Annotated in this window: 24 protein-coding genes; 6 read left to right on the top strand and 18 right to left on the bottom strand. The window is 62.4% G+C overall.

Features of this window, described 5'->3' with window-relative positions; genetic code table 11:
* Positions 1-322: 322 nt before the first annotated feature.
* The 10 genes from K0M74_RS11555 to K0M74_RS11510 form a co-directional block, all read right to left on the bottom strand.
* Positions 323-454 (bottom strand): hypothetical protein, encoded by a 132-nt coding sequence (locus K0M74_RS11555; RefSeq protein ID WP_293972209.1) that lies wholly within the window; start codon positions 452-454, stop codon positions 323-325.
* Between the two features lie 130 nt (positions 455-584).
* The gene (locus tag K0M74_RS19870) at positions 585-785 is read right to left on the bottom strand and encodes a hypothetical protein (protein ID WP_366932661.1); all 201 of its coding nucleotides are present in this window, start codon (positions 783-785) and stop codon (positions 585-587) included.
* A 423-nt stretch (positions 786-1,208) separates the two neighbouring features.
* A complete protein-coding gene (locus K0M74_RS11545) occupies positions 1,209-1,613 on the bottom strand; it encodes a PRC-barrel domain containing protein (protein ID WP_293972203.1) in 405 nt (134 codons plus the stop codon).
* A 159-nt stretch (positions 1,614-1,772) separates the two neighbouring features.
* Positions 1,773-1,946 (bottom strand): DUF1328 domain-containing protein, encoded by a 174-nt coding sequence (locus K0M74_RS11540; protein ID WP_293972200.1) that lies wholly within the window; start codon positions 1,944-1,946, stop codon positions 1,773-1,775.
* Positions 1,947-2,201: 255 nt separating this feature from the next.
* Complete coding sequence (locus tag K0M74_RS11535) at positions 2,202-2,477, bottom strand: hypothetical protein (RefSeq protein WP_293972198.1); 276 nt, start codon at positions 2,475-2,477, stop codon at positions 2,202-2,204.
* A gap of 9 nt (positions 2,478-2,486) precedes the next feature.
* Complete coding sequence (locus K0M74_RS11530) at positions 2,487-2,750, bottom strand: DksA/TraR family C4-type zinc finger protein (RefSeq protein ID WP_293972260.1); 264 nt, start codon at positions 2,748-2,750, stop codon at positions 2,487-2,489.
* Positions 2,751-3,428: 678 nt separating this feature from the next.
* Positions 3,429-4,148, bottom strand: coding sequence for a guanitoxin biosynthesis heme-dependent pre-guanitoxin N-hydroxylase GntA (gntA, locus tag K0M74_RS11525; protein ID WP_293972195.1), 720 nt, complete (start codon positions 4,146-4,148; stop codon positions 3,429-3,431).
* A gap of 214 nt (positions 4,149-4,362) precedes the next feature.
* Positions 4,363-4,566 (bottom strand): hypothetical protein, encoded by a 204-nt coding sequence (locus K0M74_RS11520; RefSeq protein WP_293972192.1) that lies wholly within the window; start codon positions 4,564-4,566, stop codon positions 4,363-4,365.
* Positions 4,567-4,816: 250 nt separating this feature from the next.
* Positions 4,817-5,221 (bottom strand): response regulator, encoded by a 405-nt coding sequence (locus K0M74_RS11515; protein WP_293972189.1) that lies wholly within the window; start codon positions 5,219-5,221, stop codon positions 4,817-4,819.
* Positions 5,188-5,577 (bottom strand): response regulator, encoded by a 390-nt coding sequence (locus tag K0M74_RS11510; protein WP_293972186.1) that lies wholly within the window; start codon positions 5,575-5,577, stop codon positions 5,188-5,190. Before K0M74_RS11510 ends, K0M74_RS11515 begins: the two co-directional genes overlap by 34 nt.
* A 330-nt stretch (positions 5,578-5,907) precedes the next feature.
* Here K0M74_RS11510 and K0M74_RS11505 point away from each other — a divergent pair, with 330 nt between their 5' ends.
* The 4 genes from K0M74_RS11505 to K0M74_RS11490 all read left to right on the top strand — a co-directional run bounded on the left by K0M74_RS11505 (position 5,908) and on the right by K0M74_RS11490 (position 8,763).
* A complete protein-coding gene (locus tag K0M74_RS11505; protein WP_293972183.1) occupies positions 5,908-6,156 on the top strand; it encodes a hypothetical protein in 249 nt (82 codons plus the stop codon).
* Between the two features lie 214 nt (positions 6,157-6,370).
* Positions 6,371-7,132 carry a histidine phosphatase family protein gene (locus tag K0M74_RS11500; RefSeq protein ID WP_293972180.1) on the top strand — a complete coding sequence of 254 codons (762 nt, stop codon included), beginning with the start codon at positions 6,371-6,373 and terminating at the stop codon, positions 7,130-7,132.
* The gene (locus K0M74_RS11495; protein ID WP_293972177.1) at positions 7,125-8,006 is read left to right on the top strand and encodes an NAD(P)H-hydrate dehydratase; all 882 of its coding nucleotides are present in this window, start codon (positions 7,125-7,127) and stop codon (positions 8,004-8,006) included. The genes K0M74_RS11500 and K0M74_RS11495 overlap by 8 nt, the downstream gene beginning before the upstream one ends.
* Before the next feature lie 295 nt (positions 8,007-8,301).
* Positions 8,302-8,763, top strand: a complete 462-nt coding sequence (locus tag K0M74_RS11490; protein ID WP_293972174.1) for a host attachment family protein — start codon at positions 8,302-8,304, stop codon at positions 8,761-8,763.
* A 31-nt stretch (positions 8,764-8,794) separates the two neighbouring features.
* Here the strand turns inward: K0M74_RS11490 and K0M74_RS11485 are convergent, their stop codons facing one another.
* The 5 genes from K0M74_RS11485 to K0M74_RS11465 all read right to left on the bottom strand — a co-directional run bounded on the left by K0M74_RS11485 (position 8,795) and on the right by K0M74_RS11465 (position 11,740).
* Positions 8,795-9,274 carry a DUF421 domain-containing protein gene (locus K0M74_RS11485; RefSeq protein ID WP_366932660.1) on the bottom strand — a complete coding sequence of 160 codons (480 nt, stop codon included), beginning with the start codon at positions 9,272-9,274 and terminating at the stop codon, positions 8,795-8,797.
* Positions 9,274-9,810: a hypothetical protein gene (locus tag K0M74_RS11480; RefSeq protein WP_293972168.1), complete on the bottom strand. Its 537-nt coding sequence runs from the start codon at positions 9,808-9,810 to the stop codon at positions 9,274-9,276. The genes K0M74_RS11485 and K0M74_RS11480 overlap by 1 nt, the downstream gene beginning before the upstream one ends.
* Before the next feature lie 192 nt (positions 9,811-10,002).
* Entirely contained in the window at positions 10,003-10,368 is a 366-nt protein-coding gene (locus K0M74_RS11475; protein ID WP_293972165.1) for a hypothetical protein, read from the bottom strand.
* 26 nt (positions 10,369-10,394) lie between these two features.
* A complete protein-coding gene (locus K0M74_RS11470; RefSeq protein WP_293972162.1) occupies positions 10,395-10,961 on the bottom strand; it encodes a hemerythrin domain-containing protein in 567 nt (188 codons plus the stop codon).
* Positions 10,962-10,984: 23 nt separating this feature from the next.
* On the bottom strand, positions 10,985-11,740 hold the full coding sequence (locus tag K0M74_RS11465; protein WP_293972159.1) for an SDR family oxidoreductase: 756 nt from the start codon (positions 11,738-11,740) through the stop codon (positions 10,985-10,987).
* A gap of 215 nt (positions 11,741-11,955) precedes the next feature.
* Between K0M74_RS11465 and K0M74_RS11460 the strand changes: the two genes are divergently transcribed.
* A complete protein-coding gene (locus K0M74_RS11460; protein ID WP_293972156.1) occupies positions 11,956-12,126 on the top strand; it encodes a hypothetical protein in 171 nt (56 codons plus the stop codon).
* Positions 12,127-12,151: 25 nt separating this feature from the next.
* Here the strand turns inward: K0M74_RS11460 and K0M74_RS11455 are convergent, their stop codons facing one another.
* Genes K0M74_RS11455 through K0M74_RS11445 form a run of 3 tightly spaced genes read right to left on the bottom strand, consistent with a single transcriptional unit; the run spans position 12,152 to position 14,748 of the window.
* Positions 12,152-12,451 (bottom strand): hypothetical protein, encoded by a 300-nt coding sequence (locus K0M74_RS11455; RefSeq protein WP_293972153.1) that lies wholly within the window; start codon positions 12,449-12,451, stop codon positions 12,152-12,154.
* A gap of 10 nt (positions 12,452-12,461) precedes the next feature.
* The gene (locus K0M74_RS11450; RefSeq protein ID WP_293972151.1) at positions 12,462-12,755 is read right to left on the bottom strand and encodes a hypothetical protein; all 294 of its coding nucleotides are present in this window, start codon (positions 12,753-12,755) and stop codon (positions 12,462-12,464) included.
* 55 nt (positions 12,756-12,810) lie between these two features.
* Positions 12,811-14,748, bottom strand: a complete 1,938-nt coding sequence (locus tag K0M74_RS11445; RefSeq protein WP_293972148.1) for a hypothetical protein — start codon at positions 14,746-14,748, stop codon at positions 12,811-12,813.
* On the opposite strand from K0M74_RS11445, the gene K0M74_RS11440 reads away from it, so the two are divergent.
* Positions 14,743-14,946 (top strand): hypothetical protein (locus tag K0M74_RS11440; protein WP_293972145.1); only part of this gene is annotated, 204 nt, incomplete at its 3' end. The two genes, K0M74_RS11445 and K0M74_RS11440, sit on opposite strands and share 6 nt — an antisense overlap.

Here is a 14,946-nt window from a genome sequence, read left to right as displayed (position 1 = left end):
TGCTTCTGGCAAGCACCGAGCCCGCGCTGCCGAATGCGCCCTTTTGAGCGGCGGCAGCAAAACTTCAGGCAAAGGTCCCCAGACAAGCGATCAACTCTTGCGGACGATAGAGTGGGAAGAAACAGGCTGCCTACCGGCAAGACGATCTCGCTTGCGGCAATGCGGCCCGATGTGACGATGATCGCGGCCGTTGGCCAGCGCTCGCGAACGCAGACGGCCAGCTTCACGCCGTCCATAGATCCGGGCATCTCGATATCGGTAAGATGATCCGAATGTCTGGACGGGTCTCGAGCAGCCTCAGGGCTTCGTCGGCGTTGCCGGCCTAAAGCACATTATAGCTCGCTTCTTCGATTATCTCGGCCGCGGATAGGAGCACAATCGGATCGTCTTCGTCATGCACGTAGATGTTGGCGCCTTGCATTTCGCCGCCGCTATAGATTGAGAAAAGCTTCATGCCGCGGCCGCGGACGCGTGATGGGCAGAATCAGTGGCAGGTTGGTCCCCACTCGCTGCCGGGAACCGGTCGCCGATAAAAAGGCCCATCTCGTTCATGCCAGTCATCCCGGAACTGTCGTTGACCTCGTTCACGACAGGCCTTTGAACCAGGTTGCATAAGGCGTGCTGCGCGCCATTTGCCGATTATAATCGGGCGCGCCATCGTCCCACCAAACTGGTCCTCGTTCGCCAAGTGCTCGTTTTGTCTGGTCAACCGTGGCTCTCGCGTTGCGCTCCGCCAGCGTATTGCCCGACATCTTCGCCGCACCGACAGCACGACGAGCTTTCATCAGAGCGCCTACAAGGCGCTCCCGTTCCCCCTCGCTCAACGTCGGGTCCGACAAGCGCCAAAGCCTGCCGCGCGCGACAAAATATCGCCCGTCGGGTGTGACTGGATGCTGGATCAAAGCGGAACCTGCGCGGGTCATTGATGGCTGCATCTGGCCCGCCGACTCGAACGCGGTGCGACGGGGTCGCTGAAACCGCCCAGAGCGAGCGAACCGCGCCGGCGCGCCGCTTTCAAAAGTTGCTGGTTCCCGATCATTCACGAGTCACGCGGCGTCGGCTTTTCAAGGTTCCAACGTAGCAGCACGCAGCCATTGTGCTCGCATTGACGCCGGCGACGGCATGGCGATCGTTGCAGCGAGGGCAGTCTGTTCGATTATCCATGGACGGCCTCCGTTGCTTGGAGCCGATGGCGGCTGCCCACTGAATTAGGGAGTGGGCAGTTTCACCTCAGGCAGCGCCGCGATTTCAACCTTGGTCATCGTGGTCACGAGATCGGTATCCTTCCCTCTTACGCGCGTTTTCAAACCGGTAATGGGCACATGGACATAACGGTCGGGATTGCTGTCTTCGATTTCAACGAGCAGGCGATCGACCTTGTCGTCGGGTCCTCGTAGGATTTGTGCAATGTCGCCAAGTTCCGTGCCCCTGGCGTCGACGAGATCGGCATCGAGCAGTTGGGCTTCACTCAGCCCTAGCGCCGCGGGGAGAGATCCCGCCACCCTTGCGCTGGTCTCTGCCGCCTTCTCGAGCTGGTCTTCGGCAGCTTCATTCTTGTCAGCACAGGCCGACAGGCAGGCGGTCGACAGGGCAAGGACGAGAAGTGAGCGCATGTCATAACTCTCTAGGCATATATTCGACAACGCTGCTGACTTCGCGAGGCATGGCGCTTGACGTCGACTTTGAGGAAATAAAGGTGTCGGCGGCCCTGCAGCAGCCGACACCGAAGCAGCTTCGCGAGCGAAGGGGGGGGCGCTCGCGAACCCGCTACATCAGGGTAGCGTTCGCCGCCCGCCGCGACCGAACACGAAGCCGAGCACGACCAGCACTACCGCAATGACAAGCAGAATCTTGGCAAAGTCGGCCGACAGCCCGGCGATGCCGCCGAAGCCGAGCAGCGCCGCAACGAGCGCGATTACCGCGAATATGATGGCCCATTTGAACATTGTCATTTTCCCTTCAAAGACACGATCCCGTCACCTCCCGCGCGCAAGCGCCAGAGGAGCGGAAAGTCGCCGCCAAATCATCTTGCATGGATAAATCGGTAACGCCGTTCCCTGGCAAAAGTTCCGGGGCAGGCTGGATCGCCGCCGTGCCGCCGCGCGTAATGCCAGCCATTCGATCCTCCGCCCGGGAACGTCGACGGGCCTTAGTTCCAACCACCGGCCTGAGCCTTGGCAGCGGTGCCATCGCGCCAAAAGCTAGTTCTGCGTCTCGGGAGAATCCGGCGTGGCGAGCGGCGCGAGGCGGTCAATCGCCGCAGCGCGCTCGGCGGCAGTTTCAGCCAGCATCGCCATCGCGTGCTCGCGCGTCATGCCAAGCGACGGGGCAAGCGTACCTGCTTCCACATCGGCCATGAGGCGGCGAACGAAGATGAGTTCGAGCTTCGTTTGGCTCAGAAAGGTGTTCAAGAGGCTCATCGCCTTAAACAACGCCCTGGCGCGCAAATTGTTCAAAGGAATTGCTGCGATTGCCACCCGGGAAGTTCATCGCAGCTGGCTGTCTTTGCTGCCGCGCCGGTTGAAGCCCGCCGAGCGCACCGCCGCGTCGCGCTGCGATTGGCAGCTAACGCATGTGCGACTTCCTGGCAGGGCCGTTCGCCGCGCTTGCGGGATTTCTTCCCCGCAATCCTCGCACCAGGTGGTGCCGCCGCCGAAGGGTAGCCGCGCGCGCGCCGCCTGGACCGCGTCGGACACGGTGTCGTCGATTTGTTCCTGCACGGCGCCGTCGCGCGCCCAACCATTGGCCATCATGCGATCCTTCCGCCATTAACGCGTCATGGTCCCAAAAGCTCCCGCGAGCTTCCGCGCGATCGCGCAAAGCCGCACCGATGATTTAACCATAGCCTAGACCCGCGACGCGCCTAACCGCGGCGCGCGGCCGGATCCGGTGAAGTTCGGCAGCGCGCGTCGCAAACGGGCAGCTGCAAAAACCGTAGAGAATGGGAGCATCGCGCATAGCTGGGCCGTAACCGATGGTCGCCGCCGCGCCAAATAGCCAAGGGCGCCGACCCAGCCGAGGAAAAGGAAGGGGACGCGAGGACCATCATGCTGGACCGGGATCGGCGCGGGCGCGAGCGAAGAACCACGTTGGCAGCACCCGCATCCTGGCACCTGTCCGAGAAACTGGCACGCTCCGAAAGACTGGCGATTGCAAGCGCTGGCCGAGCCTGCGCGCGCCCGGTGCGCCAAGGCAATCCTGAAGCCAGCCGATCGCACCAGGCGACCGGGGATGGCCGGCCCCTCGGGACTTCACCCGCTTGCGACCGGCTGATCGATTTTCAGCGAAGAGCGCTTCGGCTTGCCGTCCCTGCGGACCGGCAATATCCGCTGCGGCCTGATCTCGTGTGGCGAAGTGATCTTGCCGTACGGATATCGCCTTAATCGAGATGACGCGCCCGTCGCCGCGCAGTCTGGCTGCGCCGCGACCTAGTCGCCGCGTCCGGCCAGCGGATTGCGCGATGCGTCAGGATCGCTGCGTCCCGCGAAGGGACAAACCCAGTCGGCATCGACCGCCCGGCCCGAATATTGCCGTGCTTCGGAAATTGTCCCATGGCGCGCGAGCATCGGGTTGGCATTGCCCGCAAGTTCAATGTCGCGCGCAATGATCGTATTGCGCAGCTTGTCATAGACACCGCTGGTACGCAGCTGCTCGAACTGATCGTGCAGATTGAAGATCAAGGCAGGCCGTTCGAAGCGCCGCGCCGGACGGCTCGCGCGGGGATGGAGGCCGACCACGAAGAAGGCTTCGCCGCCGAAGCTCAATGAAAAATGGGGGTCGGCCGGATTGGCGCTGACGCGCGGATCGGCGGGCTGGCCATGCCAGTCGTCTTTGTGGGTGAGCGACTCCAGCCGCTCCCACAAGCAATGCTCGAATTCTGCTTCGCCAAGGCCACTATCTTCCTCAAATATCACCGCCAGCGATTGGAAAAGCGTCGGCTCGCGCGCGTAACTCCAGGCCAGGTCGAGCAGGTTGGGATAGATGCGCAGATCGTCCCAAGCCGATCGCATATCGCGCCCGACGACGATCCGAATCTGGCCTTTCGCAAGTGCGGACTTGGCGCCAACGCATGGAAAGGCCGGGTCGCGCACAAAGGCATCGAAGCGGGCTGCAAGAGGATGATTGCTGTCGTTGGTCGGTTGAAGCATGCACGGAAAACCGACAAGCGCTTCGTGAGTTGCACGCGATTAACATGGGTTGCAATGAATGGCGTCAGTGGGCTTCATAATAAGCAATAATAAGCAAACGCGCAATCGTCCACGGCCACCGGCACTCCGCAAGGAGAAGGGGCAAACGCGCAATGTCGCTGGCAGCGAAGCGGTGACCAATGATCGCGCTGCCGCGGAGCGGCTGTCACGCTTGTCAGTTTGACCTGCCGGTCATGCCGCGGCTTTGCGCCCAGCCATAGAGATCTGCAATCATGCCGCGCTCGGCTTCCTGCTGGAGAAAGACCACGACCGCTGTCTCGGCGTCGTGGTCGATGAAACGCATCGTGGCATAGGTTGCGCCACCGCGCTCGGTATCACCACCTTCGATTTCGTCAGGCCAAATCTCGATTGTCCGCATCGATCATTCCCTTTCCCAACCATAGTCCGCGAATGGTTCGAAAATGCCGAAACCGAAATTTGGTTGCAGAAGCGCCATGTGGATTCCGCCCGAGATCCTTCGCTACCGAAACCCGTAATCGATCTGCCAGACAGAACGGGCGCGATCCCTTCTTGCCATTCCATGCACGCTGAAAAAAACCTTCAACCGGTGGCAGTGAATTCAGCCGGCATGACGACAAAGGCGGGAAGTTTCTTTGTCCCGCGGAACATCAGCGAGCCTGGCGTTTGGCGGCGGCCAACAGGCGCTTGATGTGCGACACCACTTTTTCCGGCTCATAGGGGCGCCGCAGATGCGGCCCGTCGTCGCAGAGCTGCCCGGCGGCTTTGGCGGCGGCGTCGACGCCGCCGGCAAGCACGACCAATATTGCGGGAAATTCTTCGCGAAGCCGGATGGGGAGCTCGAACGCATTGACTGATCCCCTGAGTTCGGCATCGGCGAGGACGGCATCGACGTCGGCGGTACCGCGCCGCAGCGCGGTGAACACTTCGTCCGAACTCGCTGCCTCAATCACCTTGTATCCGCAGTGGCGAAGATATTCGGCCAACGCATTGCGAATGAGAACGTCACCGTCCGCGACGATCAGGCACTGCGCGTTTGCGAGTCCGTTTTCCATGTGGTTCCCATCAGTTTGGTGACTGCCCTGACCAGCGTTTCCGCCGGAAAAGGCTTTGCGAGAAAAACGTCTGCGAGCGCCGCTTCACTGGACACCAGATGGCCCGAACAGACAATCACCGGGCGAGACGGCGCAAGCGCGTTGGACCGGCGGGTGAGCTCCATTCCATCGATCCCGCCGGGCATGCGTACGTCGGTGATCATCAGATCGACCTGCTGTCCGGACTGCAGGACGGCAAGACCCTCTTCGCCGTCGCTTGCTTCGAGGACGGTGTAACCTTCCTCGCGCAAGGACTCGCTGAGCATCATGCGAATTAGAAACTCGTCTTCCACCAGCAAAATGGTGCGTTCGCTCATTATTTGGTCCTTGTCCTGAGCGCCCTGCGGCGAGCCCGCCTCAGACTGTCCCGTCAGCTTCTCGATTCCTTTCAATACGCTAGCCCGAAACACATTGTTCCAAAAGTGATTGTCGAAAACGGATTGAGTTTTCAACGTCGTCGGCGACGGAAATTGTTGCGACTGCTACGCTGATCGACACGGTAAGCGCCTCGCTTGCTGCCTCGGTCGCGCCTGCGCCTTGAAGCTTTTTCGGCGCGATGTCGTGCGGGCTGTGCCCGCTGGCTTCACGCCTGAAAATCATATGCTAGAATGGTCTCGGGAATCGCCGAATCACAGGGGGCGCTCCACGTGAAATCGCTTTCTGAAAAAGACATCTGGGCAGAGGTGCGCGCGGCCGAGCGCCGACACGGCGATCGGGCGGAAGCCGAGCTCGCTCGTCGAATCCACGCCCTGACGGCGGCGGAGCAGTTCGAAGAGGCATCTTTCTGGTCGGCCGTTGCGGCCCGCCTGAAACATCTTCACGACATCAAATTGCCGGGATCAGCTGTGCTGCCGAAGCTGATGCTGGAGGAAATCGACGGGGACAGATCGTCCTGAGCGGTTAAGCCCAATTTAGGTGGCCGGCGGTGGCCGACTTTGCTTGCGCCGCCTGTGCGCATTCCACCAACTCGATGATGGGCCCCCTGATCTGGCGCCAATGTGGCAACCAAAATGCTCTGCGCCGCGTCGCGGCCAAATCTTGCCGTCGGTTATGCGCTTGGCAACCCGTCGGCCCTTGCCGCGTTTTTGCGGTCATGCGAGAAACAATTTTATGACGCCGCGATGGCCCTCAACACTATGGGTCGTGCGCCACGGGCAGAGCGCGGGCAATGTCGCGCGCGATGCCGCCGATGCCGCCGGCGCCGAGCGCATTGAACTGGACCACCGCGATGTCGATGTGCCCCTGTCACGGCTGGGAAAGGAGCAGTCGCGCGCCCTCGGGGAATGGTTTGCTGCCGGCAAGGAAGATGGACGGCCCCAGATCCTGCTCGCTTCGTCTTATGTCCGCGCGGTCCAAACGGCCGAGATCTTTCGCAAGGCTGGAGGATGCGCGTCGGATGTCGCGATCTGCATCGACGAGCGGCTCCGCGAGAAAGAGTTCGGCATCCTCGATGGTCTGACGCGGCTGGGCATCGAGGCGACACATCCCGACCAGGCCGAGTATCGCAGCCTGCTCGGCAAATTTTACCATCGCCCGCCGGGGGGCGAGAGCTGGTGCGATGTCATCTTGCGGCTGCGCTCGCTGCTCGACACGGTGTCGCTTCACTATGGTGGGCGCCGGGTGATGATCGTCGCGCACCAGGTTGTCGTGCTCTGCCTGCGGACCATCATCGAAAATCTCGGTGAAGCGGAAATCCTGGCAATCGACCAAAAAGGCGATGTCGCCAATTGTGCAATCACCGAATATCGTTTCCACCCCAAAACCGGGGGTGACGGTCATCTCGAACTCGTCCGCTATAATGTCACGGCTCCGATGAAGGATGACGTTCCGGTGACCCGCGAACCTGATGCCATGGTCGCAGCGCGTGGCTGACCCAATCGCGCTCGATTCCGTCTGGCTCAAGGCGCACCCGCTTCCTGATCATCAAGACAATATCGACAAGAATGGCCGCGGCCGTGTGCTGGTCATCGGCGGCTGCCGCAGGGTTCCCGGCGGAATGTTGCTCACCGCCGAGGCAGCCTTCCGCGCCGGTGCCGGCAAGGTGACGATTGCCACAATTGCATCGGCGGCAATCGCAATCGGCGTGGCTTGTCCAGCATGCGCCGTCGTTGCCCTGCCCGAAACCGCAAATGGAGAAATCGCACCCGAGAGCGCCGATTTGCTGCTTGCGGAAATGGCCGGTCATGATGCCATCGTCTTCGGCCCGGCGATGATTGACGAAGATATCGTTCGCCAGCTGCTTGCCGCGCTCTTGCCCGCGCTGCCTGGCGATATGTTCCTGCTTCTCGACGCCGCCGCGCTGCGTGCAGCAAGCGAACATGCCGAAGCTATATTGGCTCGCGGCGACCATAGCGTGCTGACCCCGCATGCGGGCGAACTCGCGGCCATGCTTGGCGCAGACAAGGACAGCGTGGCGCGCGATCCGCTCGGCGCGCTTGCCCAAGCGGCCGAACGCTACGGCGCCGCGGTCATGGTCAAGGGCGCGACGAGCCATTTGATGGGGGAGGGCAATTGCCTTGCCTATGCCGGCGGGGGGTTGGGCCTCGCGGTAAGCGGTTCGGGCGACGTGCTGGCCGGGCTGATCGCAGGACTGGGCGCGCAGGGACTTTCTCCGCTCCGGGCAGCCGCTTGGGGCATCTGGCTCCATGGCGAAGCCGGACGCCGATTGTCTGAGAGGATGGGGCCGATTGGCTATCTGGCCCGCGAACTCGCGCCGCTTGCACCTGGGCTGATGCGCGGGGTTTAAAAGGTCAGAACGCGACAACAATTTGCGTACCTGTGAAGGTAACGGATAATCGCCGTCGGAAACTTGTCGGATGACGGAGAATGTGCGGGGCGGCAGCAGTCATGGAGGGGCGGGTGAACAAGAGATCCAGCGGGGATGTCGCGCGCGGCTAATGGATCAAAAGACCCCCGGAGACTTCCGTCCGCACCGCATTGCGCGGAGCGCTGCCTCACAGGCGAAGTCATATAGCCAAGAATCCAACTTCTGAAACTTCAGCGGCGCCCGGTGCGTTGCCCCTGAATGGAAGGAGCTAGTGATGAATCTCCCACACGATACCCTTGTCTTGGTCGCCGATGGCCGCAAGGCCCTGTTTCTGCGTAACCAGGGAAATGCTCAGCAGATCGATTTACGGACCGCATCGCACGAGGAGCGCGAGGACCGAAAAAACAGTGATATCAAAACCGCCCCATCGGGTCAGTCGCCAGCACCGCGCGGAACAGGATTGTCTGGTGGGACGATGGGTGAGCCGGATTTCCATCAACAGGAGGAAGACCGTTTTGCTCAGGATCTTGCAAAAACGATCAATTCCATGGTGTTGGCCGGTCGCCTTGATGCGCTCGTGGTCGTGGCGCCGGCTCGCACTATGGGGGAACTGCGCCCGCTCTGGCATAAGGAGGTGACGAAGCGAATTCTCGGTGAGCATGTCAAAGAGATGACCGACCGTCCATTGGCGGACATCGAAGCATTGCTGGTCGGCGAAGGCGCGCCGCCTCACTGACCAGCGGTCCGGGCGCCGGCGCCCTGGGGTCTCACACCGCGTCTCCTTCATCCTGCTGCGGGGCCGGTGCGCTGCCGCGAGCGATGAAGCTGATCTTGCCCTGGGGCTCGAGGATCGCCCATTCGACGTCGGCCAGCCGGGCGATGCCGGCGAGGCGCATTTCCGAAAAAATTTCGTCCCGCGTAAGGCGATCGCGACGAAGGTTCGCCTCGATGATCGTGCCATATTTAACAATCACGCGGGGCTCTCCATCCAGCATGTTTTTGAGCTTCGGGAAGAGATATGTTGCCCAGCTCAGCGTCAGCGCCCAAAAAGCGAAGGTTCCGATCGCGAGCATTCCGCCCGTGAGGCTGAAATCGTTGTGCGTAACCCCTTGTTGAATCAAGTCGCCCATCACGACAAGCAGGACAAGTTCGAACGGGGTCATCTGGCCAAGTTCGCGCTTTCCCAGCAGGCGGATTAGCACATAGAGAAGCACGAACATCGCGGTCGCACGCAGGACGATATCCATCAGGGGTGAACCTTGATCCGGAATTGCCGTCGCCCGACCAAGCGTTCGCCGTCATAGAGGGCAATGAATCCCGCATTGCCTCCAAAGAGAGGCGGATTGATTTGCCCGTCTATCTTGACGCGCAGGGCTTCCCCTTCCGCAAGCGGGCCATAGGCAAACCGATATTCGCCGTTCTTAAATGTCTCCTCAGTCGCCGCGGGAATCATCGTATTGATCGTAATGTCGCGCCAAAGATCTGTTTCGATCGCGAGGGTCGCATCTTCGACCGCAGTGTTCGCGCGGATTTCGATCAAGGTTTCCAGAAATTCGCCGTTGCGGATGACGGTGGGCATTTGAACACGCATTGTTGCGGCGCCGAAGTCTGCCTCGACACGTGGGCTTGGCTGTCCGCCAAATACGCCTGCCACCGCCGCGACAAGTAGGCCACCGAGGACGATAAATGAGATGGGGCTCGCGTGGCGGTCCCAAAAGCGCGACTGGGCAAGGGGCTCTTCTATGCCATCTGGCGCGGTGGGCGTTGCAGCAGTTATGTCCATGGCGATACAACTCCGCGGACCCATTGTCGTTGCGCCTTCGCATGAGAGCCATGCGGCTGCCAGCGAAAGGTCTTTCGCGCATGGGGCACAAGCTTGGAAGCGGTCGCCGGGGCCGCGTCCTGCGCGGGAGGCAAGCAGTCAGCGTACCGCATAGCGCGAAGGACATGCTCGCCGCGGAGCGCGGGGGTCTACCTAGCGGCTGCCGCCGACGGGGGCATCGGCGCCCGTCTTCGGTCCATGGTCGGCCGCGCTCGGCATGTGGCCGCCGCCACCCTGCGCATCGTCGTCATAATCCTCGGGATTGCCGCCGCCGCCGGCGCCCGCACCGCTTCCAGTGACCGGACCGCTGCCTTGCTTATTGGCCCTTTTGCCGCGGTTGCGAGCGGCGGTGATGTCGCCGTCCTTGCGATCGCGTTCAGGATAATCCTCGGGGGTCGCGGTGCCGACATTCTCGCGGTCTTCGACTTTCTGCTGCGGAAGCGAACCGGGAGCAGGGGCGCGCGGTTGGGAATCGGGCCGGGCGTCGTCAAGCGGGTCGCGTGGGTTGCTGTCACTCATGGCGTTTGTCCTTCGCTTTTCTGGGATCAGGCGGCGGCGAAGCCAGCCTTGTTCATTTCGGCGGTGACATGGGCATTGCCCTCCTTGCCGAGCGCGGCGCGCAGGCGCGGGAACAGCGCGTCTTCCTCCTGCGCGATATGGGCCTCGATTTCGCGGCGAAATTCGCGGACCTTTGCAATCCATTCGGGATCGGCGGTCGGCATCTCGCCAAGGTCATAGAGATATTGCTTCACATAGCCGTGGTCGTGGACGAGCTGATCGGCATCCTCGACCTGGCCATGGTCGCGCATCGCGGGATATACGACATTTTCTTCTTCATAGGCATGTTTGGCGAGCGCATGTTTGAGCTGCGTGAGCAGCATGCCGCGCTTCCAGGTCTGCGATGCGTCGGTCTTCTCGATGGCATCGAAAAGCCGGAGCGTCAGTCGGTGTTCGGCCTTGAGGCCTTCGTCCCACTCGCCTTGCGCGGCGGTCATCCCCTGAACCACTGCCTTGCGGCCGAAGTTCGCCGCGAGGCCAACGACAAATCCCGCCGCGGCGGCGCCGAGCAGGATGGCCGGGCTCTTGTTTCCGGTGAGAATATTGGTCGACATGATCGTCTCCTTGGATTTGGGGGTCAGGGATGTTCGAGCCGCGTTTCGACGCGGATCAGCGAAACCGCGGTACGCCGCGGCTGGCTCAGCATGAAATGCGCCGCAACCGCGATATCCTCGGCGCGCAGCATCTTGTGCTCGCCGATGAGCGCTTTCTGCTTGTCGGGCGGGAATTCGGGATATTGGAAGTCGGCGCCGGTGAAGCCCGGTTCGATCAGCCCGACCTTGATATCCTCCTCGGCCAACTCCTTGCGGAATGCGGGAACAAAACCCTGAATGCCCGCCTTTGCTGCGACATAGATCGAGCTGCCGGGCTTTTGCGAAACCGCCGACATCGAACCGATGAAGATGATGTCGCTCCCGCCCTTCATCCGCCGCGCCGCTTCCTGAGCGCAGACGAGATAGGCGTTGAAATCGGTATCGAGCTGGTAGCGCATCTCGCTCTCGCCCGCGTCGGCGAGCGCGGCGGCCGGTACCGCCGCATTGATGATCGCGATATCGAAACCGCCGAGGTAGCTGTCCGCTGCTTCGAAAAAGCGGTCGACATCCTCCCTGATCGACAGGTCGACATTGATCCCGTCGCCTTCGCCCACCTCGCGGATCCGCTGCAACGCATCGTCCAGATGCTCGGGCGTCCGCCCGCAGATGAATAGCTTCACGCCATGACTGGCGAGCAGGACCGCGATGGCTCGGCCGATTCCCGTCGTCCCGCCGGTGACGATCGCACGGCGGCCCTTGAGTTCGGGCATTTTGGTGTGCGCGTCATTTTCGTCGATCATGATCGATCCTCTCCTGCCGTCTTTGCGGGCGGGCGGTTCGCGGGCCGGGCAAGAGCCGGCCGCAGCGGCCGCCCCCCATGGTGGAACGACGCCCGCCGACCGGCACAGTTCCGCCGCCCGGCGGCCCGACGCGATTTTTTCCCTTTGCGCGCCGCAGGCAGCATTTGCTCGCCTCGCTCGTTGACGGACAAAGCCTGTGGGAATGGAGCAGAATCATGGAATGGACCCTGATCACCATCGTCGGACCGATCCTTTTCGTGCTGGTGCTGGGTTGGGCGATGCTGCACAATCGCCGCTCGCGCGCAGAAATCCGGCGCACCGAGGAAGCGACCCGCCTGCGGCGCGCCGAAGAGGACCGGGACGCGAAGGTAAAGCAGGACGCCTGATCGGAAGTCGGTTTGCGCGCATCGCTCATGCCGACCTCCGCGCAGCGTTCGGAGGCACAAGGATCCAAAACGGGGGTTCTGCGTCAGCGCCTTTTGACAGGCGGCAAAGCGGCAGGCCGTCGACAAGCAGTAGCGCCTCACGGCCCCTGGCTTCGCCCTGCGCGATTTCCAGCGCCGTCGCCGGGCTGGCGGCCTCAAACTCGATCCGCTTCGACACCCCGAACGCATCATCATCGTAGCGCAGCGTGTAAGTCAGCCGCAGCGGTGGCGGCGCGGCCGGCGCTCTGTCCAGGATTGCTGCCAGAGTCGAGATGTCCTTTGCCATCGCGGCGCGCTCAATATGCCGGCGGATCGCTGGCCGGGAAAGACTCGTCCGCGGCTTGGTCGACGCGGTCCCACGTCCGCCGCGACTCCGAGCGCATGCCCTCGGGTCCTGCCGAGCGGGTCTGGTCAAAATTGTCGACGTCGGTTTCCTGGTCAGCGAACGCCGCAGCGTGACTGTCGCCTTTTGCCGTTTCGGGCGCTTTCTTGCGCGTGAACCAGACCAGCGCGCCGAGTACGGCGACGCCGAGCAGCTTGCTGAATCCTGACGTCCTGGCATCGGTTGGCGGCGGGGCTGCATTTGCCATCATTTTCTCCTTTTTCGATCGAACCATTTTGTCTCGCTTAAACACCGGCGCGCGCTCAGACCTCCCAGCGGAGGACAAGGCGGCCGTTCGCGGGCACAAAATAATCGATGCGATCGGCGCTCGCGGCGTTCGGGCGCAGCACGTCGCCATCGACCGTGGCGACATGGGTTTGCGGGAGCTTGCGGCGCTTCGCGCGCACGACACTCAGACGCGCGGTGCAGGTTTCGCCGCCATCGAGGGTGATGGAGACCGCCGCGGTGTCGGTGCGCTCCATCGCGCGCACGAAATGGTCGCAGTAGAGGAGGAAGGGCGCATCCTCGATCCGGTGGAATGCGCGCGTTGCGAACACGAACGCCGCGCCGGCGCCGTAAATCTCCTGGCCAACCTGGCCCGCGGCCTGCCCGTCGGGATAGAGATCCTCGAGCGGAAAGGCGAGGCTGCGATCGATATGGCCGTTGTTTTCGCGTTGCTCACTGGCGATTACCTCGGGCGGCAGCGTATCGGGATAGTAGAACCAGGCACGATCGAGCGCATATTTGCAATATTCCGAGATCAGCATCCGCGCCGCAGGTTCGAGATCGGGGCCGCTGTCGTCGAGATAATGTTCGAACGCCGAGAAGCTGTCGAAACATTCGTAGATCGCCATATAGGGTGCATCTTGCAGGCAGGTTACGCCGAGAAAGTTGCGATAATGGACCGCATGGCCCAGCGCGCTTTCCCAGATCTCGCTGTTGTGGAAAAAGCTCGCGAGATACACGTAGCTCTGGTCGCGATAGACGTCGCGGTTGGTGATCCGCCACAATCGCATGCACGCCGCGGCGCCCCATGCGGTGAGATTGGCCTGATAATTGATCCCGAAACCGAGTCCGATCGCAGCGTCGATCGCGGCGCGCGCCTCGTCGAGAAAGCGCTTGTCGTCGGTGAGCTCGAACGCCTGCAGCATCACCCAGGCAAAGACGCCGCCGACATCGGTCTGACCGCGCCCGTCGGCCCCCGCGGTCTCGGTGATCACCGAAAAGTCGGTGACCTTATATTGGATCGGCCATTTATATTCGAAGTGCCGCGCCGCCTTGATCGCATAATCCATCGACTTCAGGAACAAGGTGCGGGCCTGCGCATCGCCGTCCTGCGCAAGCCGCCCAAGGTTGAGCAGCGGATGATAGAGATACCAGCTATCCACCGCATCGGCGTCCTTGTCGTCGCCGACATTGGGGAGATAGCGCCGCAGCGTCTGCAGCTTCGGATCCCAGAATTTGCTGACGCCCGCCTTGAACTCGGCTTCGAGCGGGTGCGGCGTGCCGCCCCATTTTCCCCAGTCATGGATCGCCTGGACGATCGACATCTGAACCATGACGTCGGGATATTCGGCGGCCGTGTAAGGATGGATGTAGCGATGCCCATAGTGACGGATCGTCGCCTCCGGCGCTTCGTCGAGATCACGCAGCGTCTGCTTGGCGCGCAGCGTCCAGTCGCGAAACTCGGTCGGCGGCAGATCGAGCAGCTGATAGGCGCCGCCGAGCAGCTGGAGAAAGTGGCGTCCCCGGTCGCGCTCGTCGCTCGGCCCGTCGGGACGGCAGAGCAGGATTGCATCGGACAGGATGATCTCCTTGCCTGCGGCGAGCGGCTCGACATCGTCCTCGCCGGGCGGAGGGACCGGAAGCAGCAGTCCGAGCGAGGGCCACTCACCTCCGACGACATCCTCGGGTCTGGTTCCTGTCGCGCGGCAATAATCATTGAGTGCGGTCAGGTTCTGGAAATAGAAAAAACTGCCGGCCGCGGGGTCGTCGAGCTCGAAATAGAGCAGCCCGGCATTCAGTCCGCGCTGCACCGCGTGGACGCGGCCATTAGCCCCCAGCGGCTCATCATGGCGATCGAGCGGGTAGAGATCGCGCGGCACGAACGGCAGCCGGGTCGGCGCGCTCGGCGTGAAGCGGGTGGTGACCCGAAAATAGGGCAGGGTCCGCGCGCCCGCTCGCAGTGAGACGATATGCACGCCAAGGCCGCTGGTGGTCCGAATGCGGGCAATCTCGCCGGGCTCGGGTTTCAAGGCCTTGACGATGCTTTCGCCGGCCCCGGCGGCGGCGCGGGGCGCGATTCCGCCCCCCCCGGGCCGGCGGACAATCAGCCCGAGCGCCTAGCCAAGTGCACGCGCCACGGCCCCGCGCTCACCAACGGCAAAAACCGCCCGCGG

Origin of the sequence: Sphingopyxis sp. (assembly GCF_019459305.1) — a bacterium.
In the GTDB taxonomy this organism is placed as follows: domain Bacteria; phylum Pseudomonadota; class Alphaproteobacteria; order Sphingomonadales; family Sphingomonadaceae; genus Sphingopyxis.
Note: the sequence above shows the minus strand (reverse complement) of the source record. Positions and strands in the feature narration are given on the sequence as shown.